Below are 24,082 nucleotides of genomic sequence, written 5' to 3'. Positions count from 1 at the left end.
TAATCATGTTAGTCTCCTTAAAAATATGTTGATTCTCGATGCTCGATTGTAACTTTTAATTTTTCACTTTTCACTTTTAATTTCTTTTTCTTTTGAACGAATCAAGTTTAGTGCCGAGCCCGCTTTAAACCATTCAATTTGATCCGGGGTGAATGAATGTTTGAGTTCTAGTATTTCCATTTTTCCGTCTGCATGATGAAGGATCATAATAACAGGTTTTCCCGGGGTTAATTGAGCTAAATTTTTAATGCTGATCCGATCGTCTTCTTTGATTTGGTCATAGTCGGAGGGGTTCGAAAATTTAAGAGCTAAAATCCCTTGTTTTTTAAGATTGGTTTCGTGAAGCCGTGCGAAACTTTTAGCAATGACGACCTTGCAGCCTAAATGCCGTGGAGACATGGCGGCATGCTCACGACTCGAGCCTTCTCCATAATTTTGGTCTCCGATAGCCACCCAGCCCAGGTGATTGGCTTGATAATGCCGAGCCGTGGCAGAAAAATTCTTGATTTGCCCATCTAAAATATCTTTTCCAATGCCTGTCTCTCCATTGAAAGAATTAATGGCTCCTGAAAACATGTTGTCACTAATTTTGTCCAAATGCCCGCGATATTTGAGCCATGGACCTGCTGGGGAAATATGGTCTGTGGTGCATTGTCCTTTGGCTTTCACTAAAATGGCCAATTTCTCAAAATCTTGGGGCTTCCATTTTTCGAAAGGTTGCAAAAGTTTCAGGCGCTCACTTTGAGGAGAAACTTCAATCTCAATTTTTGCTCTTTCTGATTCTGGAATGGGGGGAATGAATCCCTGTTCTCCCTCGACAAATCCCTTGGAAGGAAGTTCAGGGGCCGATGGGGGCGTCAGTTTTATTTTTTGTCCGTTAGGGGCCGTTAAAGTATCCTTGAGAGGATTGAAGCGTAAATCGCCGGCCAGTGCCATGGCGGTGACAAGCTCTGGACTTCCAATAAAGGCCAGTGTCTCTGCGCTTCCATCGTTCCTCTTAGGAAAGTTACGGTTGAAAGAGGTGATGATGGAGTTACGCGTGCCAGGTTTAATGTCTTCTCGCTTCCATTGTCCAATGCAAGGACCGCAGGCGTTAGCCAAAACGGTTCCACCCATTTCTGTGAGGGTTTTTAACTGTCCATCTCTTTGAATCGTGTTATAAATTTGATCAGAGCCGGGTGTGATGAGAAAATAAGATTTCGCTTTGAGCCCCAAAGATTTTGCTTCGGCTGCGACGGCGGCGGCCCGTCCGATGTCTTCATAAGAAGAATTGGTGCAGCTCCCGATCAGAGCGGCCGAGAGATGGCTTGGATATTTCTTCTCATCCACCTCTTTGGCCATTTGTGAAATGGCCCTTGCTACATCAGGAGAATGAGGGCCGACCACATAAGGTTCTAAAGTAGATAAATCAATTTCGACAATTTCATCAAAAAAATCTTTGGGATTTTTTTCGATTTCGGGATCGGCCTGAAGCTCTTTTTGAAAAGGTTCTAGTACTGTGACAATTTCTCCACGGCGTGTTGCCTTTAAATAAGTCGCAATTCTTTCATCATAAGGAAAGAGAGATGTGGTGGCTCCGAGTTCAGCTCCCATGTTCGTGATGGTCCCTTTACCCGTGGCGCTGATCGAACGTGTGCCAGGCCCAAAATATTCAATGATTTTGTCTGTCCCGCCGCTGGTAGTGAGAATCCCGCAAAGTTTTAGAATCACATCTTTGGAGGCGGTCCAGCCATTGAGAGCCCCTTTTAAATGAACGCCGATGAGTTTGGGACATTTCACTTCCCAGGGAAGACCGGACATGACATCTGCTGCGTCTGAACCTCCCACGCCGATGGCGAGCATGCCCATTCCACCGCCATTGGGGGTGTGTGAGTCTGTCCCAATCATAAGGAGCCCGGGCATGGCATAATTTTCAAAAATCACTTGATGAATGATCCCCGCGCCCGGATTCCAAAAACCGATGCCATATTTTTGAGAGGCGCTTCTCAAAAAATCATAAACCTCTTTATTAACTTTGAGTGCTTGCTGCATATCTTGAGCAGCCCCTATTCGGGCTTGAATCAGATGATCACAGTGAACGGTGGTAGGAGAGGCCACTGTTTTTCGACCTGCCAACATGAATTGCAAAATGGCCATTTGGGCCGTGGCATCCTGCATGGCCACACGATCAGGCTTTAAAACCAAATAACTTTCACCTTTTTTAAATTCTTGGGTTTCTATATCTATAACATGCGTCGCGAGAATTTTTTCAGCCAAGGTGAGTGGGCGATTAAATTTTTTTCGAGCGAGCTTTAGTTGATCAGCAAAATTTGAATAAAAATTTTGGATAAAATTTTCTTTTTCCATGTCCACATCTCTCCTCATTAAATGGAATATTGGGGAGAAGCATAGCATGGGATCTTTTTCAATTCAACAGAGTCGTGAGGAATTGAGAAATTCTTCCCATCTTTTCTTTCTTCCTTTTTCTGTCTTTTTCAATTTTTGATGTTATTTTTTGCTTCTCTTTGGTACAATTGCCCCAATTTTTCTTAAGGAGTTTGTATGGGAAAGACCATCCGAATCAAAGTACCTGCTTCAACCAGTAATTTAGGATCAGGTTTTGATACCTTAGGCCTTGCCTTAGAACTAGTTAACGAAATTGAAATTTCCATTTCCGGGAAATCTCTTTCAGTGGAGATTGAGGGTGAAGGGGCTCAAGAATTACCTAAGAATGGAAGTAATTTGTTTGTTCAGGCTATGGATTTAGGCTTTAAATCTTGTGGGAAGACGCGTCCTAAGGGATTACAAGTTCGAATGGTTAATCATATTCCCTTGGCTCGAGGTTTGGGAAGCAGTGCTTCAGCGATCATTGGTGGCCTTTTAGCTGCTCAGAAAATTTCTCACAAATCTCTTTCGGATCAAGAGGTTCTTCAGTTGGCTTTAAAGTTAGAGGAACATCCTGATAATCTTGTTCCCGCTTTGGTTGGAGGATTATCTCTCTCTATTTTGGAAGGAAGAGAGGTTGTTTTTTTAGCGCTTCCTATTCCTGTAGGGCTTCAAGTGGTTATGACTATTCCAGAATTTAAGCTCTCGACTAAAAAGGCTCGAGCGGTCCTTCCTAAAAAGGTTCCTTTTCGAGATGCTGTCTTTAATTTGGGTCGTTCCTCTTTCTTGACAGCAGCTTTAGTTGCGGGTAGGTATGATTTATTGAAACTGGCTGTGAAAGATAGGCTTCATCAGCCTTATCGCTTTGTCCTGACCCCCAAAATGAAGAAAGTCTTTGATCTGGCATCTGAAGCTGGAGGATGTGGAACGGTTGTCAGTGGATCAGGCCCCTCGATTCTCACCTTTCTTAATCATCATGATGTTCCATCTGATCTTGTCAAGGCTTTGACGGAACAGTTAGATCATCAAAAAATTCAAGCTCAAGTAAAGGTTTTGAATATTTCTCGCCAGGGGGCAGTGGTGGAGGAAGTATAATCCTATTGAAAAGCCATTGCTTCGTAGGCAGTTTTGCCTCTGATATATCGCTCATAAAGATTTTTGATGATGTTTCGAATTCCGTGGGAGAATTCGAATCGGATCGGTAGCGGCTCGGCTTTAATAAAATCTTGCACTTGAACTTCCTGGATAGAACTTCCAACAATAGAAATTTTGGAAGAGTCCTGGCACCCCACGTTCATTTCTTCGGCTGCTCTTAAGGTAGGAATCTTATGGGGATCCAGTTTGAGAATTTCGCATAAAATACGGTCTATTGCGACGCAATCCTTTCCTCCCATTAGGATGTCTAAAGGTCGGGGCTTCCCATATTCTTCTTTAAAAACAACAAAAACAAAAAAGGTGACATTTCTACTTTTGGTAGAAAGGTGACATTTCTAAATTGGCTTTACATTTAAGAAAAAAAGATTGACTTTCATCAATGTATATTCTAGATTCCTCTACTAATATTTAGCATTTAGCAAGGGGAGAAGACTTGACCAAAGTAATCTTGAAAAAGAATGAATCGGTAGATAAGGCCCTCAGGCGCTTGAAAAAGAAGATTGATAAAGAGGGGATCATGAAGTCGTTAAAACAGCATCGCCATTATGAGAAGCCCAGTCAGAAAAAGCGCCGGAAAATGAAGGAGTCTCGGAGGAAGCGATAAAAAAGTTCGTTGGAAATATTTTAAGGATCCTGGTGAGCTGCGGGATCCTTTTTTATGTCTTTACCCGTCCAGGTATTGATTTTCAATCCTTATCTAAGGCTGTTAAAGACGTGCCTTTCTGGTGTTTTTCCATTGCAGGGCTTCTTTATGGAGCTGTTCTTTTAGTGGGTTGCTTGCGTTGGTGGATTTTACTTCATTCTTTTGGTATTCGTACAAAATTTAATTTAGCCCTTCAGCTTCTTTTCATTGGCCTTTTCTTTAATAACATGATGCCGAGTTTAACCGGTGGGGATGTTGTAAAGGCTTACTATACAGCCCAAGGGACCTCCAAAAAATTTGAAGCGGTTGCCTCTATTTTGCTCGATCGGGTTTTTGGTTTTTTGGCCATGTTTATTTTGGCAACGATTGGAGCCCTGCTCGCATTGAAAGAGGGTGTTTTGACAAGACCGGCAGAAGTCGTTCTCGTAAGTACTCTGTCTTTTTTCCTGGGACTACTCGTTTTTTTGAATTTAGGTTTTTTAAGAAAATTTTCCAGTTTAAGAGATTTTTTTAAAAAATGGACTTGGATGGAAAAAATCCAAAAATTTTACGATGCTTTTACGGCTATTCGCCATAATATAAAAGCAGCCGTTTTAGTTTTCATTTTATCTTTGTTTGTGCAGAGCTTGCTTGTCATTGCCAATTTTGTTTTGGCCAGGGGACTCGGAATAACGGAGATTCCCTTAAAGCAATTTTTCATTCTGATTCCCATGATTGGGTGTGTCAGTGCTTTACCTGTTTCCTTTGCGGGTTGGGGGATTGGGGAGGGGGCGTACCGCACCTTTTTTATGATGGTGAATCCTCTTTATGGAGCGACGGCTGTTTTTCTCTCAATTTTTTATCGATTAATTTCTCTGGGGTATAGCCTCGTTGGTTTTCCGCTTTCTCTGATTTACCGAAAAGGATCAATTGAGGATGGTTAATGGTGAGTGGTGAGTGGAAAAAGCATTTGGTAGAATGTATTAATTTTTTTAGGAGGCTTTTATGAAAGGGATTATTCTGGCAGGGGGTCTGGGGACTCGGCTTTATCCTCTCACTAAAATCACCAATAAACACCTTCTCCCCATCTATGATAAACCGATGATCTATTACCCACTTCAGACTTTGGTCGAAGCAGGAATTGAAGATATTATGATTGTGACAGGTGGAAACCATGCGGGCGATTTTCTAAAGCTTTTGGGGAATGGCAAAGAGTTTGGCTTGAAGGATCTTAATTATACCTATCAGGAAGGAGAAGGAGGCATTGCCGCGGCCCTTTCTTTGACAGAGCATTTTGCAGACAGTCAAAAGATTGTGGTTATTTTGGGAGATAATATTATTGAGCAATCAATTAAAGAATATGTTAAGGCTTTTGCAAAACAGGAAAAGGGGGCAAAAATTTTATTAAAAGAAGTCCCTGATCCTGAACGTTTTGGCGTTCCTGCCTTTGAAGGGAAAAAAATTATTCGAATTGATGAGAAACCTAAAAAACCTCAAAGCCAATATGCTGTCACGGGTGTCTACATGTATGATCCAACAGTTTATGAAATTGCCAAAACTTTAAAACCTTCAGGGCGAGGTGAGCTTGAAATTTCAGATGTGAACAATGCCTATATCCAACAAGGGACGATCACCTATGATCTTTTGAGTGGATGGTGGACAGATGCAGGGACATTCGAATCCCTTTATCGAGCCAGTCAACTGGTTGTAGAAAAAAGGGTCGTTGTACAAAATTTGGTTGGTTAAGGTTTAGCATAGAGTTAATTTAAAAATCAAAAGTCAAAATGCAAAATGACAACCTAAAATCCAAAATTTCTAATGCCATTGCAAGGGAGATATTTTGAGTTTTGATTTGTCATTTTGATTTTTGATGTTTGATTTTTGGATTTCCATGGCCAAGGAGGCAAAAAATATGTCAACGTATCTCATTACCGGTGGAGCAGGTTTCATTGGTTCTAATTTTGTCCATTATCTTTTAAAAAATCACAGTGATACACAGGTGATTAATTTTGATAAATTGACCTATGCGGGTAATCTTGAAAACTTAAGAGATGTTGAAGATGATTCTCGCTATCAGTTTGTTAAAGGGGATATTGCGGATCAAGTTTGTGTAGAGGCTATTTTTAAAAAAGGAATTGATGTTGTTGTCAATTTTGCTGCCGAGACTCATGTGGATCGATCGATTGCAAACCCGACTGATTTTATTCAAACGGATGTTTTTGGGGCGTATACCCTCTTGGAATCCGCCCGAAAATATGGTGTCAAAAAATTTATTCAGATTTCTACCGATGAGGTTTATGGCAGTATTGAATCTGGTTCCTTCAGGGAGACAGATGCTTTAATGCCGCGTAATCCCTATTCAGCGAGTAAGGCAGGGGCGGATCGGCTCGCCTATTCGTACTGGGCCACCTATGAGCTGCCTGTGATCATTACCCGAGCTTCCAATAATTTTGGCCCTTATCAATATCCGGAAAAATTTATTTCTTTGGGGGTTTCCAATTTATTAGAAGGAAAACCTATTCTTGTTTATGGGGATGGCAAAAATATTCGAGATTGGCTTTATGTGGAAGATCACTGCTCCGGAATTGATCATGTGATTCGGCAGGGCCAGGATGGGGAGGTCTATAATATTGCGGGCGGGAACGAGCGAGAGAATATTGAAATTGCTCAGGAGATGGTTCGTTATTTGGGGAAGCCACAGAGTTCCATTCAATTTATTAAGGATCGCCTGGGCCATGATCGGCGTTATTCTTTAAATGCGGATAAATTAAAAAGTCTTGGCTGGCAGCCGAAATCTTCGTTTTTAGAGGCTTTGCATGGTACGATCGATTGGTATCGGGACCATGGTGATTGGTGGAAGAAAATTAAAACAGGCGAATTCAAAGAGTATTATAAGAAGCAGTATGAGCTAAGATAAATGAAAAATTTAAAATGCAAAATGCAAAATATAGGTAGTCATTGATTAAAAACTTGGTTCTACAAGTTAAACTTTACAATTTTCACTTTGAATTTTATGTTTGTGATCCACAACTGTTATGAAACAAAAAATATTGATCACGGGTGCCAGCGGCATGCTGGGTTCGGATTTAGTTGAGGTTTTGAAAGATGAATTTCAGGTGATTCCCCTCAATCATCACGATCTAGATATTTCTGATTCTCATCAAGTGATAAAGATTTTAGAGTTAGAACATCCTTCCATTTTGATCAATGCAGCTGCCTATACCAAGGTTGATCTTTGTGAGACAAATTTTGATCAAGCTCGAAGAATCAATGGGGAGGCGGTCGGTATTCTGGCTCGGGCTTGTGAAGAAAGAAAAATAAAGCTTGTTCACTTCAGCACCGATTATGTATTTGATGGAAAAAAGAAAAATCCCTATGTCGAAGAAGACCTTACCCATCCACTCAATGCTTATGGGCGTTCAAAACTCGAAGGCGAAAAACAAATTTTGACCTGTATAAAGGATTTTTTATTAATAAGAACATCCTGGCTTTTCGGCCTGAAGGGTCCCAATTTTGTTGATAAAATTGTTGAACGGGCTCATGAATATGGCCTCGATTCTCAAAAAGAACTCAAGGTCGTCACAGATCAAATAGGTTCTCCAACTTATTCCCTGGATTTGGCAAAAGCCCTTTGCTTCCTTATAAAAGGAGGCATTCGAGGGGTTTTCCATATCACGAATAGCGGTGTATGCAGTTGGTATGAATTTGCAGTCCAGATTTTAAAAAGAGCAGGTTTAGGAAATGTCCCCGTGAAGCCTGTTCAATCAGAAGAATTTCCTTCCCCTACCCAAAGACCTTCCTATTCTGTTCTTTCAAATGCTAAACTTGAAGGAGAGGGATATTTTATGAGGCTTTGGCAGGTGGGGTTAGAGGCATATTTAAGTCAAGAATCGAAATAAAATAGAATTTTTTATGGATATAAAAAAGATAAAAAATATTTTAAGAATGGGAGAATCCCAAAGTATTGAATTCAAAAAGAACTTTGGCGATGAAGTGATCGAAACCCTTTGTGCATTTGCTAATACAAAAGGAGGAAAGATTTTTCTAGGGGTGAGTGATGACGGGAAAATCGGCGGTCTTAAAATTGTTCAAGAAACCCTGCAAGGATGGATCAATGAAATTAAAAATAAAACAAATCCTTCTCTTTTCCCAGATATTGAAACTCTGAGTTATTCTGGTAAAGAAATTTTGATTTTTAGCATAGAAGAATATCCTGTCAAACCCGTTTCGTTTAGAGGGAGATATTATAAACGGGTTAAAAATTCAAATCACGTGATGGGGGTTGATGAGGTGGTGAGAATCCATCTTCAAACTTTTAATTCTAGCTGGGATTACCACTTAGATCCCAGCCATTCCATGGAAGATATTTCTTTAGAAAAAGTAGATAAATTTATACATCTAGTTAATCAAAATAAAGATACTCCAATAACCGATGATGCCCTTTCGGTCCTTAGAAAATTCGAATTGCTCAGATCAGGAAAAATATCTCATGCTTGTTTCTTGCTCTTTATGAAGGAGGAGTCACTTTTAAGTGCGATTGAGATTGGCCGATTTCAAACAGAGACCCTTATTAAGGATAGTATCAGGATTAAGACAGATCTTTTTTCAGAACTTGAAGGTGTGTTAGGCTTTATTAAGAAGCATTTGAATAAGGAGTACATCATTTCGGGGAATGCTCAACGACAAGAAAGATGGGAATATCCTTTGGAAGCCTTGCGTGAGATTATCATTAATGCCATCGTTCACAGAGATTATTCTAAATCATCGGACTCTGTTATCAAAATTTTTGATGACAGGATAGAATTTTATAATCCGGGCCGGCTCACCCACGGACTGACTATTTCCAAATTAATCAAAGGGGACTACGTCTCTACCATTCGAAATAAGCAAATTGCTGATTTATTTAAAGAAGCCGGAATGATTGAAAAATATGGATCAGGTATTAAAAGAGTGATCGAGGCTTTTAAAAAATACGGTCTTAAATCCCCTAAATTTAAAGAAGTACAAGACGGTTTTTTAATCACTGTTTATCGAAAGACCCCCCAGAAGACCCCCCAAAACACCCCCCAGAAGACCCCCCAGATAAACCCCCCAGAAGTTCAGGGTAAAGTTTCTCTTTCTCGAAAGATTTTAAGGGTTGTAGAGGAAGATCCCACTGTAACGCGCGAGATGATTGCCCAAAAGCTTTCAATCAGCCGAGAAACTGTGAAGGAATACATCCAAAAATTAAGAAAAGAAGGGGTGCTTGAAAGGATTGGGAGTGATCGAGGAGGTTATTGGAAGAGGGTTGAGGAGAAAAGGAATTATGGGATATCTATCCCCCCAGAACCTTTTAAAAATACCCCCCAGAAGACCCCCCAGATAAACCCCCCAGAAGTTCAGGGTAAAGTTTCTCTTTCTCGAAAGATTTTAAGGGTTGTAGAGGAAGATCCCACTATAACGCGCGAGATGATTGCCCAAAAGCTTTCAATCAGCCGAGAAACTGTGAAGGAATACATCCAAAAATTAAGAAAAGAAGGGGTGCTTGAAAGGATTGGGAGCGATCGAGGAGGATATTGGAAGTTGAAAAATCAAAAGGAGAAACGTTTATGATCGACAAAGAGCTTTTAGAAATCTTAGCTTGCCCTGCCTGTCATGGCGATATTGAACTTAAAAATGAAAAAATCTGCTGCAAATCTTGCGGCCGGCGCTACCCCATTAAAGAAGGAATCCCTGTGATGCTGGTGGAAGAGGCGGAGATGGGAACATCAGTAAAACCTTGATTTTTAACCAAAAAATTTCATATTACATCTGAAATAGGACCATTTATATTAATATTAGTCTGATATTTGACCAAAATATGAAACGCTTGATCAATTTTCACTCTATCCCTATTCTGTTTTTGAGAAAATAGATTCCAGGCCTCTTTATGCCGTTGCTTCTTTGGCACACGAAGAACAATTAAACCCAGAATTTGCAATAGGCCGCGGAATTCGACGCAAGATCTTGGCCGCCTAGCCTTTCAGAAAGCCTCGACGTACACTATCATGTACGTCTACGTTTTCTTCAAGGCTATTCGGCTCAAGCTTTTGCGTCTCGGTTCTCGCGTCTATTGCAAAATCTGGGTTAAATAGTTTGAGCACTTTAGTAACGGCTTAATATGAATAAAAAAGGGGTCAGTGTTGGTTGCGGATGTGGAGATTGTAATACCCTAAGCTGCAGGTTATTATAAATAATATTTATGTTTTAATCATAATTTTCATAAAATAACCCTGTATTTTATACAATTTTTGATTAAAATAAGGTTATATAATTTTTTGTTATGAAAGTTAGGCTCATTTTGTAGTCGCCCCATTTATGGGGCCGCACGGACTGCCCGATGAATCGGGCGACTACAAAAAAAGCATGATGGAAAGAATTTTCATCGTACACGATGATCTCGAAGGGTCATTGGAATGATAAGGATAAGTAGTGATGAAAAGAAGTATCGAAAACTATTTTTTAAAGTGGAAGATGGAAAAAGACCGCAGGCCCCTTCTTGTTCGTGGAGCTCGGCAGATAGGTAAATCATTTACAATCAATAAGTTTGGTAAAGAAAATTTTAGAAATCATATTGAAATTAATTTTGAGTTTCGACCCGAATTCAAATCTATTTTTCAGACTTTAGATCCTCAAGAAATCCTTCGCAAAATTAATTTGATGTTGAATGTGAAAATTCATTCAGGGGAAGATTTACTCTTTCTCGATGAAATTCAGGAATGTCCTCAAGCGATCGGTTCCCTTCGTTACTTCTACGAAAAAATGCCTGAATTGCATGTTATTGCGGCAGGATCTCTCTTAGAATTCTCTTTATCTTCGGGCCTTTTTGAAGTTCCTGTCGGAAGAATTCAATACCTTTACATGAACCCTCTTTCATTTGATGAGTTTTTGGAAGCGATCGGCGAACTAGACTTTATGGAGTATTTAAGAAATTTAAATGTCAAAAAGGTCATCGATGAGGCGCTTCACCAGAAAGGGCTTAAACTCCTTAGAGACTATTTGGTGATTGGGGGGATGCCCGCTGCTCTCAAATCTTATGTTTGCGAAAAAGAGTCTGGAAATTATCAAAGAATGCAGCTTCTCTTGCTTCAAACCTACCGCGATGATTTTGGAAAATATGCAAATAAAGTAAAACACTTGTATTTGCAAAAGGTTTTTGCAAGGGCCCCGTTTATGGTGGGTGAGCACTACAAATATGTGAATGTAGATCGAGAAATTCCTTCGAGGGAGCTAAAGGAGGCTCTACATTTACTGACTCAAGCAGGAGTGATCTCTAAAATATGTGCAACCTCGGGGCACGGACTCCCTTTTTCAGTGCATTCTAATGAGAATAAATTTAAAATATTATTTTTGGATGGGGGATTGCTGCAGAGGTCTTGTGGTCTGGATGTTGAGCTTGGATTGACGGATGACTTTTTGGCGGTGAATTCCGGTTCCCTTGCAGAACAGTTTGTGGGGCAGGAATTGATCGCTTACGGAGAGCCTTATGAACGGGGTGATCTCTATTTTTGGAAGAGGGAGAAAATAGGAAGCAATGCTGAGGTTGACTACCTTGTAAGAGCAGGATCCCAGATTGTTCCTATCGAGGTGAAGTCGGGAGTCACTGGAAAGTTAAAGAGTCTTAAGCTCTTTATGGGGGCACATTCGAGTAAGCTGGGCGTTCGGTTTTCTCAACTTCCACTCTCCTTTCATGAGAAAATACTGTCTTTGCCGCTTTACGCTGTCCAGGCAATGCCAAAACTGATGAGAGAACTTTTATGAATGAAATTGACGATGATTCTCCTTATGAAATGATTATTGAGGCTCACCCAAAGGGGTTGGGACTTGATTTAAAATCTCTTTTCCATTATCGCGATCTTTTATGGCTCATGGTGAGACGGGATTTGGTGTTGAAGTACAAGCAGACCTTTCTAGGTCCTCTTTGGGTTGTTCTTCAACCTCTCTTGGTGACCCTTGTTTTCAGTGTTGTATTCGCTAGAATTGTTCGCGTTCCAACAGGGGGAGTGCCTGCGGTTCTTTTTTACTTGAGCAGTTTATTGCCGTGGCTTTATTTTTCTCAATCATTTAATGCGATTTCTGTATCACTTCTGGAACAGGCCCCCTTGTTTGGAAAGGTTTATTTTCCTAGATTAATTGTTCCCATTTCACTGGTTCTCTCTCATTTAATAACTTTCTTAATTCAACTGCTTGTTTTTTCGGGTGTCTATTTTCTTTTTAAAGAAGGAATTGTTGGAGGGGAAAATCCCCTTTCTTTATCTTTGGGAGGGCTTCCCTTTTTACTCCTTCAAACCGCAAGTTTAAGTTTAGGTGTGGGTCTTTTGTTTTCTGCAGTGACAGTGAAATACCGGGATTTAAAAAATCTGCTGGGTATTTTAACCCAAATCTGGTTATACGCGACCCCTGTGATTTATCCTCTCTCAATTGTTCCAGAAAAATGGAAATGGTTAATGGCGATTAATCCGATGGCCTGGATCATAGAAACTTATCGCCATGTATTTTTAGGGTTAAATACGCTTCATCTTGGGTTAGGGATATTATCGATTCTGATGACTTTATTGATTCTGGCAGCGGGAATCATTGCTTTTCAGAAGGTGGAGCGAACATTTGTAGATACGGTGTAAAAATGTCAAAACCTATTATAGAAGTGCAGAATCTTTCAAAACTATATCATTTTGGCTCTCTACGCCCAACCACGCTTAAGGAGGTATTTCAATATGAATGGAGTCGGCGAGTTAAAAAAAGGCTCGAGGCTCGAGGCTCGCCCGCCTCGCCAGACTCGTCCGTTAGGCAAGTCGAGGCTGGGAGGCTCGAAGTAAAAGCCCCACCTCTTCGGTCTTTAGATCGACAAAATTTTTCAGAGGGTCCTAGTCCGGAAACTTTTTGGGCGCTAAAGGATGTTTCATTTTCTCTGGAACCAGGGGAAGTGGTTGGTATTATTGGGAACAATGGGGCAGGGAAATCAACCCTTTTAAAAATTTTATCTCAAATTACCCTTCCGACTGAGGGCCGAGCCATTTTAAGAGGCCGTGTGGGTTCACTTTTAGAGGTGGGTGCAGGTTTTCATCCGGATTTAACCGGCAGAGAGAATATTTATTTAAACGGGGCTATTTTAGGGATGAAGAAATCTGAAATTCAAAAAAGATTTGACGAGATTGTTTCATTTTCTGGGATCGAGAAATTTATTGATACACCTGTAAAACATTATTCCAGTGGAATGTATGTGCGATTGGGCTTCTCAGTTGCAGCCCATTTGGATTCTGAGATTTTGTTTGTCGATGAGGTTTTGGCTGTGGGGGATGTAGAATTTCAAAAAAAGTGTTTGGACAAAATTGAGGAGCTTGTAGGTAAAGGTCGAACAGTTCTTTTTGTGAGTCATGATATGGAAAGGGTTCAGCGGTTGTGTCGGAGGGCCATTTTGATTAAAAAAGGAGCTCTTTCTTTCGATCGATCTTCTGAAGAAGCATTGAACCAATATTTAGGGGGTTCTGAGGATCTTCTAAAACCGAATCTTTCGGATCATAAAATTTCGGGAGTTCAGCTTCATATTCAAATTCTTTCTGAAAATGGAGAACCTGTAAGCGAAATTCCGAGTGGGAAAGGTTTGCGTTTTGTCATTGAGGTCCGTAGTGAAAGACCTATTCAGAAAGCAGATCTGGGAATTGGTATTAATGATGTTTGGGGGCATCGAATTGTAACTTTCCATACGCACTACCAATCTTCTTTGCATTCAAATATTCATGAGAGCGCTGTATTTAAGGTTTTTTGGCCAGAGGTTTTTCTTTGCCCTGGGCTCTATGGCGTAGCAGTAGGACTTCATGAGGATGAGAATATGATTGCTTATTGGCCTAATATCGCTCTCTTAAAAATTTCCACCAGTGACTACTTTAAAACAGGGAAACTACCTAACCCTGATCACCAAGGGCATGTTTTGGCTCGGGCGGTATGGGAAGTTTCAACTGCGTGAATAGTACCCATTCAGATGATCGTAACGTGACTCTTAAAAGGCGTTTAATCAACGTTTTTAAGCATTTTTATTATTCCAGAAAGAAACGTTTTTTCCGGTTCTTCAATGAAAATTTTTATTTAAAACGCTACCCGGATGTTCATGCGGCCGTTGAAAAAGGCCGATTTTCTTGTGGTTTAGAACATTATATTCGTCGTGGACAGGGCGATGGACTCCTCGCGAATTTTCCCTATGAAACTCTTTCATCTTCGTTTTACCAGGAAATAAGTCAGGTTCAGGATGAGTGGGTTTTTTTAAAGGATTTTTTGGCGTCAGATCACCAAATGAAAATTTTGCCTGCACAACACCCTCAGCTTAGTATCATTTTAGATGTTCAAGCAAATTTGGAATGGATTCTGAATATTATTTTGTTGGTCATGAAAGAGAATTTACCTTCGTTTGAAATGATCCTGATTGATCGAGTGGGTCAGGGGGCTCGATCAAAAGATTTATTGGAGAGGATTCAGGCCCTAAGAATTTGTCAAGTGAACCGAAAGGAAAATTTTGTTACGGCTTGTGATCGGGCAAGTGGTTTGGCAAAGGGGGAATATTTATTGTTTTTAGAGCCAGAAATACTCTTCGCCCCTAAGAGTATCACGTCAGCCTTGGAATGCATAACTTCTTCCCATGATGTAGGTGCAGTTGGGGGAAAAGTGGTTTCAAGAAATGGTGTTTTGGAAGAAGCAGGACAATTTTTTTGGAAAAATGGGTCTTTAGTTCGTTACGGATCTTTCAACTCTCCCTTGAAACCCATGTACATGTTCAAACGTGAGATGGATTGTTGTTCAAGCCCATTTTTATTGACAAAGCGAGATTTATTTCTACATCTGGGAGGTTTGGCGAAGGGTTTTAAAACTTTGCAGGCGAGTTTGGCGGATTACAGCATTCAATTGTCCAAATTGAGAAAAAAAATTATTTATAATCCTGATACAGTCATCATTTCTCGGCGGACGTCAGAAGGGTTTCTGAAAAGATTTTTTTTAAAATTTTCAACCAGAGATCGAGGTGTTTTATGCAGACGGCATCAAGATTGGTTCGAAACAAGATACGAATATAAGGAAGAAAATAAGCTTTTGGTGAGACTTCCAAGATCTCAAATAAAAATTTTATATCTGGATGATTTTGTTCCTCATCTATTTTTTGGAGCAGGGTTCCCTCGAACAAATCAGATTCTGTCTGGAATGGTTCACTTGGGGTATTTTGTTACTTTTTATCCTATGAATTCTACAGATGAGAATTGGTCTAGTATTTATAAAGATATTCCCAGGGAAGTGGAGGTGATGGCGGACAATCAAACAATGGGTTTTGATCAGTTTTGGAATGAAAGGGGAAGTTATTATGATCTTGTCTTTGTGAGCCGTCCTCATAGTATGAAAATTCTAAAATCCATTCTTTTAAAGAGTGCTCATGGTGTTAAAAAACCCAAAATTGTGTATGATGCAGAGGCACTCTTTTGTTTGAGGGAAATTGGGCGTAAGCGAGTGATGGGAGAAGGGCTTTCTCCTGAAGAGATGACGGGGCAAATAAGGGAAGAGGTGCAAATGACGGACGGAAGTGATTGTGTTGTTTCTGTTTCAGAGAACGAGAGTAAGCTATTTTTAGAACATGGGGTAAAAAAAGTCCATATTTTGAGCCATTCTGCTCCAGTTATTTTTTCGAAAAATTCTTTCGAAATGAGGAGTGATATTCTCTTTGTTGGACGTCTTGACGGTCTTCTCTCTCCGAACTTCGATGCACTTTCTTGGTTTTTAGATAAAATTTTCCCCCTTTTCTCAAGTTGCCTAAATGAGGATGCTTTCTTCAGAGTTGTGGGATTAAATGCGGATAGCCATAAGGGATTAGAAAAGAATAATAAAATTAGAGTGATGGGGGCGGTGGCCGATTTGAAAAGTATTTATGAGGGGGCCCGAATTTTTGTTGCGCCCACACGTTTTGGAGCAGGAATTTCACTTAAGGCTATTGAAGCAGCGGCTTTCGGAGTTCCTGTCATTGCAACCTCCCTGGTTGCTAATCAACTGGGATGGGAAAATGGGGCTGAAATTTTGATTGCGGATGATCCGAAAATTTTTGCTGAGCAGTGTCTCAAGCTTTATCAGGATAAAGCACTTTGGAAACAGATACAACAGGGCGCTTTTGAAAGAGTTAAAAGAGAATATTCCGAAAATGTTTTTTTGTCTCATTTGAAAGAGATTTTGGACGCAGCGCTTGAGAGATGAGGTGTGATGAATGTCATGGGCTTGATGAATCAAAGATGGTTTAACATTCGTTTGCTTTCCAAAATCCTTCCAGGAGGGGCATGGAAAAATTTTTTGAAGAGGTGCTATTGGAAGTTAAAAAGAAAATGGCAACGGGTTTGGCTATATCAATACTGGATTTATAAGAATACACCGGACAAAAAGGAGTTAAAAAGGCAAAAGGAACTTTCTTCGCAATATAACTATCATCCTCTCCTCAGTATCATTGTGCCGGTCTATAATCCTAAAAAACTGGATCTCATCCAGTGCATTCAGTCCGTTCTCAATCAATCCTACGATCACTGGGAACTTTGCCTGGCGGATGGAGGATCTGATCAATCCTATGTGAGAAAAATTCTGGAAAAATTTTCCAGGCAGGATTCTAGGATCAAAGTATCTTTTCTTCCCCAAAATTTAGGTATTGCTGGAAATTCGAATGAGGCATTGGCCCTCGTAACAGGGGAGTATGTGGGACTTCTGGATCACGATGATTTGCTTGCACCTTTCGCGTTATTCGAAGTGGTTAAACTTTTGAATCAGGATCCAACCTTGGATTTCATTTATTCAGACGAAGATAAGGTTTCCAGAAGCAGCAGGAGGAGACATACGCCTCACTTTAAGCCTGATTGGTCACCAGATACGTTATTGTCTTGTAATTATATTACCCATTTTTCCGTGATGAGAAAAAGGCTTGTCGAGGATGTAGGTAGATTTCAAAAGGGTTTTGATGGTTCTCAGGATTATGATCTTATTCTTCGCGTGACAGGGAAAACTTCTCGAATAGCCCATATTCCCAAGATTCTCTATCACTGGAGGGAATCAGATGCATCTGTTGCTTCGGGTGCCAGTAATAAGTTGTACGCTTATCCTCATGCGAAGAAGGCACTCGAGAGCTATCTCGGTAGAAAGGGGGTAGAGGCTGAGGTTCTGGATGGAAAGGCGCTGAGTCTGTATCGGGTGAAATATCATCTTTCACCGGGTCAAAAAATAACGATTATTATTCCGACCCAAGATAAAGTGGATTTGCTTAAAACCTGTATTGATTCGATTTTTAGGAAGACGGACTACAAGGATTTTGAAATTCTGATTGTTGATAATCAAAGCGTTAAACAGGAAACGTATGATTTTTATGAAAGGATTGGCAAGGAAAAGAGGGTAAGAATAATCCATTATCCTAAACCCTTTAATTTTTCTGCTATGAATAACTTTGCGGTTAGTCATGTTACTTCGGAACATATTCTCTTCTTGAACAATGATACAGAAGTGATCAACAATGAATGGCTTTCGGCCATGCTGGAATTTTCTCAGAGAAAGGATGTAGGGGCTGTCGGGGCAAAACTTTATTATCCAAACGATACAGTCCAACACGCAGGGGTCATTATAGGATTATGGAGGGGAGCTGGACATTCTCATAAATACGCTGCTCGTTCAAGTCATGGTTATATGGGAAGACTAAGTATCATACAGAATTTAAGTGCGGTGACGGCGGCTTGTATGATGGTTCGTAAGGAGGTGTTTGAAGAGGTTGGAGGATTTGATGAGAAGATGGCAGTTGCTTTTAACGATGTGGATTTTTGTTTAAAAATTTGCGAAAAAGGATATCTCATTATCTTTACCCCTTATGCAGAACTTTATCATGATGAATCGACAAGTAGGGGGCGTGACGACACACGTGAAAAAAGATTAAGGTCTCTTCAAGAAATAGAATATTTAAGGGAGCGCTGGAAATTCATCTTTGAAAAAGGGGATCCTTACTATAATCCCAATCTGACTCTGGATAGTGAAGGCTTTGATTTAAAGTTTTGACCTTGGTGCTGGAAGTAGATGAATTTTCAGATGGTCTTTAATCAAACGGTAAAATTTTCTGTGAAAAAAATCCTTTTTTTTACCCAAGGTCCTTTCGAAAACGCCTCTAGCCGTGTGCGTGTTTATCAGTTTCTGCCAGGCTTAGAGAGTTATGGGTATCAGTGCCAAGTTCTTCCTGCGCTCCCTGAAAAGGAGTTTCATCGTTATTATCTTGATTCAACTTTTTTGGGAAAGTGTTCTTTTTTTGGAAAGATGGGACTAGAAAGAATAAAACATCTTTTTCAACTGGGAGGATACGATATTATTTTTTTACAACGTGAGATATTTCCATGTCTTCCTCCCTTTTTTGAAAAAATTATTTCTCTGAAAGCGAAAAAAGTGGTTTTTGATTTTGACGATGCTATTTTTTTTTCCAAAAGAAAGCCCTGGTTATCAGGGTTCCAGGAGTTTAAGATTCGCCGTATTATGGGATGGAGTGATCTTGTGCTTGCTGGAAATGAAACGCTTGCTTCATTTGCGCTTGACTCTCATTCCAATGTTCATCTTTTGCCTTCTGCTGTGGATACGCGGCGTTATGTTCCCCTTGATAAACAGGTAAAATCTTCAGAACTTGTGATTGTATGGATGGGATCTCCCAGCACGCTACATTATTTAGAGGAGATTAGGCCGGTGTTGGAAGAACTTTCTAGAGAGACACCTTTTCAGCTTCGTGTTATTGGGGCTTGTCCCTCGTCTGATTGGGGTATGGGTGCGAAATTCATTCCATGGGATTGGAAGACAGAAGTTCAATATTTACAAACTTCTGATGTAGGCATTATGCCCTTGAAAGATGGGTTGTGGGAAAGAGGGAAGTGCGGCTATAAACTTCTTCAATACATGGCTTGCGGTCTTCCCGTGGTGGCTTCCCCTGTGGGGGTCAATCAAGAGATTGTTGAGGAGGGTGTTAATGGGTTTTTAGCCAAGGACGAGAAGGAGTGGAAGAAAAAACTGATATTGTTACTAAAAGATGCGTCTTTAAGAAAAAAACTGGGAGAGGCAGGTCGAAAAACAGTTGAGGAAAGATACTCACTTGAGCAAGTCTTTTCCTGTTTGCTGAATTTGCTCAACAATTTGATTGAATCATGACGAAGAATTTCACGCGGGATAGAAAGAAAGTTTGTTTTTTTACCACGGACTCCTCTTGGGGTGGGGCGGAAAAGATTGTTTGTGGTTTGATTCGCAGGCTGTCTAGGAAAACCTACGATATTTCTTTGGTGACCTTGAAGGGTGACGATAGATTAATTGAACGTGTGAAGCCTTTTTGTGAGCGCACATTAAATCTTCGTGTTCGAGGTATATTTGACCTTCGGGCGTTTTTCAGATTAGTTCAATTTTTAAAAGAAGGGCAATTTCATATTTTTCATCTTTTTCTCTTTCATGCCAATCTGATCGGCCGTATTTTGGGGCGTTTGCTTCGAATCCCCGTGATTGTTGCGGCTCAGCAGAGCATGGATGTATGGAGGCGATATCCCCATGTTCTTCTGGATAGATGGACCTCCCATCTTTGTGATGCGATTATTTCCTTTGCCCAAATTGGTAAGGAAAGACTTGTTGCGGTAGAAAAGATTTCACCAGAGAAAATACATGTGATTTATAACAGTTTAAATTTGGAGGAAGTACCCAAAAAGCTAGAAGCTGGAGGCATGGAGCTAGAAAAGAAAGAGAAAATGTGTGATGGAAGAGGCGCGAGGGAAGAAAGACGAGGGGAGAAGGACGCAAGGTTTCGAGCCGCAAGCCAGAAGTCATTGGGTATATCTTCCAATGCTGTTGTCGTGGGCATGGTTGCCAATTTTAGAAAAATGAAAGGTCATCGCTATTTTATAGAAGCGGCAGATATTTTATTAAAGGAGAGAAAAGATTTTTATTTTGTGATTGCAGGGGAGGGAAAGGATCGTGAGAAATACGAACTTGAGGTTAAGAAACGGGGGATTACTGGGCGTTTCCGCTTTCTAGGATTTGTAGCGAATATTTATGAGGCCTTGGCTTTGATGGATATTTTTGTTCTTCCCTCTGAATGGGAGGGGCTTCCCCTTTCAATCCTTGAGGCGATGGCGTTTGGGGTTCCTGTGATTGCAACAAATGTGGGAGGAGTTCCTGAAGTGATTGAACATGAAAAGACAGGGCTCTTGATTTCTCCAAGGGATCCGATTGCAATTCGGGATGCTGTTCTTAAAATATTAAATCATCCTGAAAAGACTCAAAAAATGGTTGAAGCAGGATGTTGCCAAATTCAGCAGAATTTTTCCGAAGAGAAGATGATTCGTCAGACCCTTGAGATTTATGAGGATTTGCTGGGGAGAAAAAAATTTTTCTTTAGAACAACCTGATGTTCATGAAGTTTCGGTTTGTAATGGGTCAGTTATGGAGATTTTTGTAGGGGTCCGATTTATCGGACCTGTTCCGCGGTGGCAGGTCACATAAATGTGACTTCTACATAACTGACCCATTATTTCGGTTTATGATTTGTTCTTGACGCTGCATGAAATTTGGTTAAAATTATTTATGTATTAAAATTATCTTAGATCGTTTTAGAAACGAATTACGAAAATAATAATACAATGAACAAAAGATTTGGTCCTAAAGAGATAGAGGTCATTGCCCGGTTGTCTTACGAGAAAATGGACATTATCACTAAAGAGCGGTTTGAAAAGTTCTTTGGCAAATCCATGTTGACCCGTCAAGTCATCTATCAACTCAAGAAGAAGGGGATTTTGGCGTCCATCAGAAAAGGGGTCTACTATTATTCGCCTTTGGAGGCCGGGCCTTTTGGAAGGAAGATCAACGCTTACTTGATCCCGCCTATTCTTTTTCCAAAAGGGAACTATTATGTTGGCTACTCGACGATGTATAACCTCTACGGATTTACAGACCAAATATTTCAGATGTTTCATATTTTAAACACGTCATATCAGGCGAAACGCGTTATCTGCGGTTCCCAGTTCAAACTGATCAGAGTTTCCCCCCGTCGTATGTTTGGTCTTGAAAAAGTCAAAGTCCAAGGATCAGAAATTATCGTGAGTGACCGGGAAAGGACTCTCGTCGATCTTTTCTATTTTCCAGATCCCGTTGGAGGGTTAGGCCAGGCGTTTGAAATCCTAAAATCGCAAGTAATGACGCGGAAAATGGACGTGAAAAAGTTGATCAAATATGCACTTTGGTTTCCCAGTATTTCCACGCGTAAAAGGATTGGTTATATCCTTGAAAAATGCGGGATTCTGGACTCAACACTAAAACCGATATTAAAAAACGTAGCCAAAACTTCGCTGGGGTCTCTTTACGGTACAAAATCACGTCGTGGCAAGATTAATCAGAAATGGAAAGTGATTATCGATGATGCACAAAGATAAAGAGGAATTCCTAAGGGTTCTTAAGAGCACGGCTGCGCAAACACCTTTTGAGATAGACCTTTTAGAAAAAGACTATTACCTTTCTCTTCTTTTGTCAGGCATTCACTCTTTAAGTGATATTGGATAACCATGCTTGTGTACTTGACTTAAAGATGTCGTCCATTATGTAGTCGCCCCATTCATGGGGCAATGCGCTCTTAGCATGAATTTGCCCGATAAATCGGGCGACTACGCTTGACGGATCAAGGTATTTAACGTCAAGTGCACAAGCATATTGGATAAATTTCTAATGGGACTTATATAGATGGAAGAGACTAAAATACTTAACATGATCATATGACAGAAAAAAAGTTCTTAAAACAAAAGTCAATCTCAACCCTTCTGGTTGTTGTCCTTGCTGTTTTGTGGATAAGTTATCTGACCCGTTCGCTTCTTCTCAATGAGTGGGGGATGGAGTTTGGGATTTTACTTGGGAGAAGGGTTTGGGAACTGCTCGAGTTTGGATCAGTGATTTTTGTTTCGGGACTTGTTGGGATAAAGGTGACACGTTTATTTTTACCTCGAATCTCCTATGCCTTATGCTGTGCATATGGAGTGGGACTCGGGTTAGGATTCTTAGCTCTTTATATCTTTTTTTGTGGTCGTCTAGGATTTTTAAGAATGGAGACGGTCATTTATTTCTTTCTTTTTTCGAGTCTTGTGGGGTTTAAGGAAGCTCTTTTATTCATTCGTAAGACGAAAGAGAAATGGATTCGCATCCGGTTAATAGAAAATGCTGATCTTACAACATGGATTCTTCGCGGGGTTGTCATTCTCTCTGGAATCATGCTTTTGACTGGGGCTTATAGTCCTATTCTTGACTATGATTCTTTGGAATATCATGTAGGTATTCCAGATCTTTATCTCAAGGCCGGAAAAATATTTCCCATTTCGAGTAATATGTTTTCCCATTTTCCGATGAATGTCGAAATGTTATATTTGGTTTTTTTACTTTTAGGAAAAGTTGGATTTATAAAACTTTTAAATGTATTTTTTGCGGGGCTCTCAGGTTTTTTGATTTATCAATTTACAGGTCCAATTTGGGGCAAAAAATCGGCTCTTCTTTCACTTGCACTTTTTTTATGCTCCATCCATCTTGCGGGCGTTGCGTGGCTCGGTAAATCGGACCTTGGACTCGTTTATTTCTCTCTAGCAGCCCTTCTCTTGTTTTTGGAGGCAAATTCCAGAAATAGAATGCTTTCAGGTATTTTCGCTGGACTGGCTTTAGGGTCAAAAACGACGGCCTTAATTTATGTTTGGGCCTGTTTATTTTTGGTTGGGGGTTTTCAATTTATCAGGGAAAAGAAAAAAGGAAAAATTCTTTTAAGCGGCCTTCTTTTTCTGATTTTTTCTCTGCTTGTGGTTTCGCCCTGGTGGTTAAAAAATTGGATCGAAACAGGAGATCCGATTTTTCCATTTGGATATCCTCTTTTTCAAAACCATTTTTGGCCTCTTGAACTGTATCAACGCCTCAAGGTTCATTATGGAACCCTATCCTTGACTCATCAAACGAACCTTGCAAATTCTTTTACCTGGATGATTCAACATGCGGATGATTTTATTCCAACGGCTTATATTGGACTGCCCCTGATTTTTCTGTCGCTTAAAGAGCCCAAACTTTTAGCTTTGTTCATCTATGTTAGCGCAGGATATATACTTGGATTTTTGAAAACCACGGGGGACAGTCGTTTTCTCTTACCTGTTTTTCCTGCCCTTTCCATACTCGCAGGGGTATCGTTCACCCAGTTTCGTTCGTCAGTGCCCTTAAGAAGGATCATGGCGTGTGCTTTTTCTATTTTCATGATTTGGAATTTGGGGTTCATGACCCTTTATTTAGAAGGTTTAGGGGCAGAACGTTCTCTCTTCAGCCTGGAATCTACTCCAAAATATTTGCGGCATCGACTCCCTCCCTATCGGGCGGTAGAATTTCTCAATCGAGCAATGAAGCCTGGTGAAAAAGTCCTTTTGGTGGGTGAAGCACGTGTATTCTATCTGAAGAGGGATGTTCTTGCCTCCACTCCCTTTGATGTTCCGGTGATTGTACAGTATCTGGAAGGGGCAAAAAATAGCGGGGAAATTTATCAGCGCCTTCGATCCGATGGGATTTCATACATTCTTATTCATCAGAATGAAATGAGGAGGCTGGATCACTCGTTCCCGCATTGGAGTGATAGAATAGACGGGAGAAAGTTAAATCTGTTTCTTCGAGATTATTCTAAACCTGTTTTTCACCAGGAAAAAGGCGGGATCGATATTTATAAAATTATAAAACCCTGACATTTCTTATCTTATTCTTTTACAATCAGTTAAAGAATTTTTTGTAATATGAAACTTTCACTTTCAATTTACAAGTGAGAATAGGCTTGATTTATGGGGGGATGAAGGCTCTCTTGCAAAATGTGCATTACCCGTTATTCTTCGAGCCGAGTCTCGAGAAGTCGAAGATTTCGAGCCG

The 24,082-nt window shown here is 40.3% G+C and carries 20 protein-coding genes; 18 read left to right on the top strand and 2 right to left on the bottom strand.

Annotation, left to right across the window (positions count from 1 at the left end):
• Nucleotides 1-63: 63 nt before the first annotated feature.
• The gene (locus HYS07_01910; protein MBI1869930.1) at nucleotides 64-2,346 is read right to left on the bottom strand and encodes an aconitate hydratase; all 2,283 of its coding nucleotides are present in this window, start codon (nucleotides 2,344-2,346) and stop codon (nucleotides 64-66) included.
• A 195-nt stretch (nucleotides 2,347-2,541) separates the two neighbouring features.
• Here HYS07_01910 and HYS07_01905 point away from each other — a divergent pair, with 195 nt between their 5' ends.
• Nucleotides 2,542-3,459 (top strand): homoserine kinase, encoded by a 918-nt coding sequence (locus HYS07_01905; GenBank protein MBI1869929.1) that lies wholly within the window; start codon nucleotides 2,542-2,544, stop codon nucleotides 3,457-3,459.
• A gap of 2 nt (nucleotides 3,460-3,461) precedes the next feature.
• Here the strand turns inward: HYS07_01905 and HYS07_01900 are convergent, their stop codons facing one another.
• Nucleotides 3,462-3,758: a hypothetical protein gene (locus HYS07_01900; protein ID MBI1869928.1), complete on the bottom strand. Its 297-nt coding sequence runs from the start codon at nucleotides 3,756-3,758 to the stop codon at nucleotides 3,462-3,464.
• Nucleotides 3,759-3,952: 194 nt separating this feature from the next.
• On the opposite strand from HYS07_01900, the gene rpsU reads away from it, so the two are divergent.
• The 17 genes from rpsU (at nucleotide 3,953) to HYS07_01815 (ending at nucleotide 23,904) form a co-directional block, all read left to right on the top strand.
• Nucleotides 3,953-4,123, top strand: a complete 171-nt coding sequence (gene rpsU, locus HYS07_01895) for a 30S ribosomal protein S21 (protein ID MBI1869927.1) — start codon at nucleotides 3,953-3,955, stop codon at nucleotides 4,121-4,123.
• A 32-nt stretch (nucleotides 4,124-4,155) separates the two neighbouring features.
• Complete coding sequence (locus HYS07_01890) at nucleotides 4,156-5,085, top strand: flippase-like domain-containing protein (GenBank protein MBI1869926.1); 930 nt, start codon at nucleotides 4,156-4,158, stop codon at nucleotides 5,083-5,085.
• A gap of 61 nt (nucleotides 5,086-5,146) precedes the next feature.
• Nucleotides 5,147-5,887 (top strand): NTP transferase domain-containing protein, encoded by a 741-nt coding sequence (locus tag HYS07_01885; GenBank protein MBI1869925.1) that lies wholly within the window; start codon nucleotides 5,147-5,149, stop codon nucleotides 5,885-5,887.
• Between the two features lie 166 nt (nucleotides 5,888-6,053).
• Complete coding sequence (rfbB, locus tag HYS07_01880) at nucleotides 6,054-7,058, top strand: dTDP-glucose 4,6-dehydratase (protein MBI1869924.1); 1,005 nt, start codon at nucleotides 6,054-6,056, stop codon at nucleotides 7,056-7,058.
• A gap of 118 nt (nucleotides 7,059-7,176) precedes the next feature.
• On the top strand, nucleotides 7,177-8,040 hold the full coding sequence (gene rfbD, locus HYS07_01875; protein MBI1869923.1) for a dTDP-4-dehydrorhamnose reductase: 864 nt from the start codon (nucleotides 7,177-7,179) through the stop codon (nucleotides 8,038-8,040).
• A gap of 13 nt (nucleotides 8,041-8,053) precedes the next feature.
• Entirely contained in the window at nucleotides 8,054-9,733 is a 1,680-nt protein-coding gene (locus HYS07_01870) for a putative DNA binding domain-containing protein (GenBank protein ID MBI1869922.1), read from the top strand.
• Nucleotides 9,730-9,903 (top strand): Trm112 family protein, encoded by a 174-nt coding sequence (locus HYS07_01865; protein MBI1869921.1) that lies wholly within the window; start codon nucleotides 9,730-9,732, stop codon nucleotides 9,901-9,903. The genes HYS07_01870 and HYS07_01865 overlap by 4 nt, the downstream gene beginning before the upstream one ends.
• A 691-nt stretch (nucleotides 9,904-10,594) precedes the next feature.
• On the top strand, nucleotides 10,595-11,920 hold the full coding sequence (locus HYS07_01860) for an ATP-binding protein (protein ID MBI1869920.1): 1,326 nt from the start codon (nucleotides 10,595-10,597) through the stop codon (nucleotides 11,918-11,920).
• Complete coding sequence (locus HYS07_01855; protein MBI1869919.1) at nucleotides 11,917-12,780, top strand: ABC transporter permease; 864 nt, start codon at nucleotides 11,917-11,919, stop codon at nucleotides 12,778-12,780. The genes HYS07_01860 and HYS07_01855 overlap by 4 nt, the downstream gene beginning before the upstream one ends.
• A gap of 2 nt (nucleotides 12,781-12,782) precedes the next feature.
• A complete protein-coding gene (locus HYS07_01850; protein MBI1869918.1) occupies nucleotides 12,783-14,123 on the top strand; it encodes an ABC transporter ATP-binding protein in 1,341 nt (446 codons plus the stop codon).
• Nucleotides 14,120-16,378, top strand: coding sequence for a glycosyltransferase (locus HYS07_01845; GenBank protein MBI1869917.1), 2,259 nt, complete (start codon nucleotides 14,120-14,122; stop codon nucleotides 16,376-16,378). The genes HYS07_01850 and HYS07_01845 overlap by 4 nt, the downstream gene beginning before the upstream one ends.
• Before the next feature lie 6 nt (nucleotides 16,379-16,384).
• Entirely contained in the window at nucleotides 16,385-18,202 is a 1,818-nt protein-coding gene (locus HYS07_01840; protein ID MBI1869916.1) for a glycosyltransferase family 2 protein, read from the top strand.
• A 60-nt stretch (nucleotides 18,203-18,262) separates the two neighbouring features.
• Nucleotides 18,263-19,327, top strand: a complete 1,065-nt coding sequence (locus tag HYS07_01835; GenBank protein ID MBI1869915.1) for a glycosyltransferase family 4 protein — start codon at nucleotides 18,263-18,265, stop codon at nucleotides 19,325-19,327.
• Entirely contained in the window at nucleotides 19,324-20,568 is a 1,245-nt protein-coding gene (locus HYS07_01830; protein ID MBI1869914.1) for a glycosyltransferase family 4 protein, read from the top strand. The genes HYS07_01835 and HYS07_01830 overlap by 4 nt, the downstream gene beginning before the upstream one ends.
• Before the next feature lie 231 nt (nucleotides 20,569-20,799).
• On the top strand, nucleotides 20,800-21,588 hold the full coding sequence (locus HYS07_01825) for a hypothetical protein (protein MBI1869913.1): 789 nt from the start codon (nucleotides 20,800-20,802) through the stop codon (nucleotides 21,586-21,588).
• Nucleotides 21,572-21,715: a hypothetical protein gene (locus HYS07_01820; protein MBI1869912.1), complete on the top strand. Its 144-nt coding sequence runs from the start codon at nucleotides 21,572-21,574 to the stop codon at nucleotides 21,713-21,715. Before HYS07_01825 ends, HYS07_01820 begins: the two co-directional genes overlap by 17 nt.
• A 209-nt stretch (nucleotides 21,716-21,924) precedes the next feature.
• A complete protein-coding gene (locus HYS07_01815; GenBank protein MBI1869911.1) occupies nucleotides 21,925-23,904 on the top strand; it encodes a glycosyltransferase family 39 protein in 1,980 nt (659 codons plus the stop codon).
• The last annotated feature ends 178 nt before the right edge of the window (nucleotides 23,905-24,082 follow it).

It is taken from the genome of Chlamydiota bacterium, assembly GCA_016178055.1.
Lineage (GTDB): Bacteria > Auribacterota > JACPWU01 > JACPWU01 > JACPWU01 > JACOUC01.
Note: the sequence above shows the minus strand (reverse complement) of the source record. Positions and strands in the feature narration are given on the sequence as shown.

Bases quoted from the DNA above. Each gene is read 5' to 3' on its own strand.
- HYS07_01900 (MBI1869928.1), bottom strand. From the start codon at position 3,758: ATGGGAGGAAAGGATTGCGTCGCAATAGACCGTATTTTATGCGAAATT.
- HYS07_01825 (MBI1869913.1), top strand. From the start codon at position 20,800: ATGAACAAAAGATTTGGTCCTAAAGAGATAGAGGTCATTGCCCGGTTG.
- HYS07_01840 (MBI1869916.1), top strand. From the start codon at position 16,385: ATGAATGTCATGGGCTTGATGAATCAAAGATGGTTTAACATTCGTTTG.
- HYS07_01860 (MBI1869920.1), top strand. From the start codon at position 10,595: ATGAAAAGAAGTATCGAAAACTATTTTTTAAAGTGGAAGATGGAAAAA.
- rfbB (MBI1869924.1), top strand. From the start codon at position 6,054: ATGTCAACGTATCTCATTACCGGTGGAGCAGGTTTCATTGGTTCTAAT.
- HYS07_01865 (MBI1869921.1), top strand. From the start codon at position 9,730: ATGATCGACAAAGAGCTTTTAGAAATCTTAGCTTGCCCTGCCTGTCAT.
- HYS07_01905 (MBI1869929.1), top strand. From the start codon at position 2,542: ATGGGAAAGACCATCCGAATCAAAGTACCTGCTTCAACCAGTAATTTA.
- rfbD (MBI1869923.1), top strand. From the start codon at position 7,177: ATGAAACAAAAAATATTGATCACGGGTGCCAGCGGCATGCTGGGTTCG.
- HYS07_01850 (MBI1869918.1), top strand. From the start codon at position 12,783: ATGTCAAAACCTATTATAGAAGTGCAGAATCTTTCAAAACTATATCAT.
- HYS07_01910 (MBI1869930.1), bottom strand. From the start codon at position 2,346: ATGGAAAAAGAAAATTTTATCCAAAATTTTTATTCAAATTTTGCTGAT.
- HYS07_01830 (MBI1869914.1), top strand. From the start codon at position 19,324: ATGACGAAGAATTTCACGCGGGATAGAAAGAAAGTTTGTTTTTTTACC.
- HYS07_01855 (MBI1869919.1), top strand. From the start codon at position 11,917: ATGAATGAAATTGACGATGATTCTCCTTATGAAATGATTATTGAGGCT.
- HYS07_01815 (MBI1869911.1), top strand. From the start codon at position 21,925: ATGACAGAAAAAAAGTTCTTAAAACAAAAGTCAATCTCAACCCTTCTG.
- HYS07_01870 (MBI1869922.1), top strand. From the start codon at position 8,054: ATGGATATAAAAAAGATAAAAAATATTTTAAGAATGGGAGAATCCCAA.
- HYS07_01820 (MBI1869912.1), top strand. From the start codon at position 21,572: ATGATGCACAAAGATAAAGAGGAATTCCTAAGGGTTCTTAAGAGCACG.
- HYS07_01885 (MBI1869925.1), top strand. From the start codon at position 5,147: ATGAAAGGGATTATTCTGGCAGGGGGTCTGGGGACTCGGCTTTATCCT.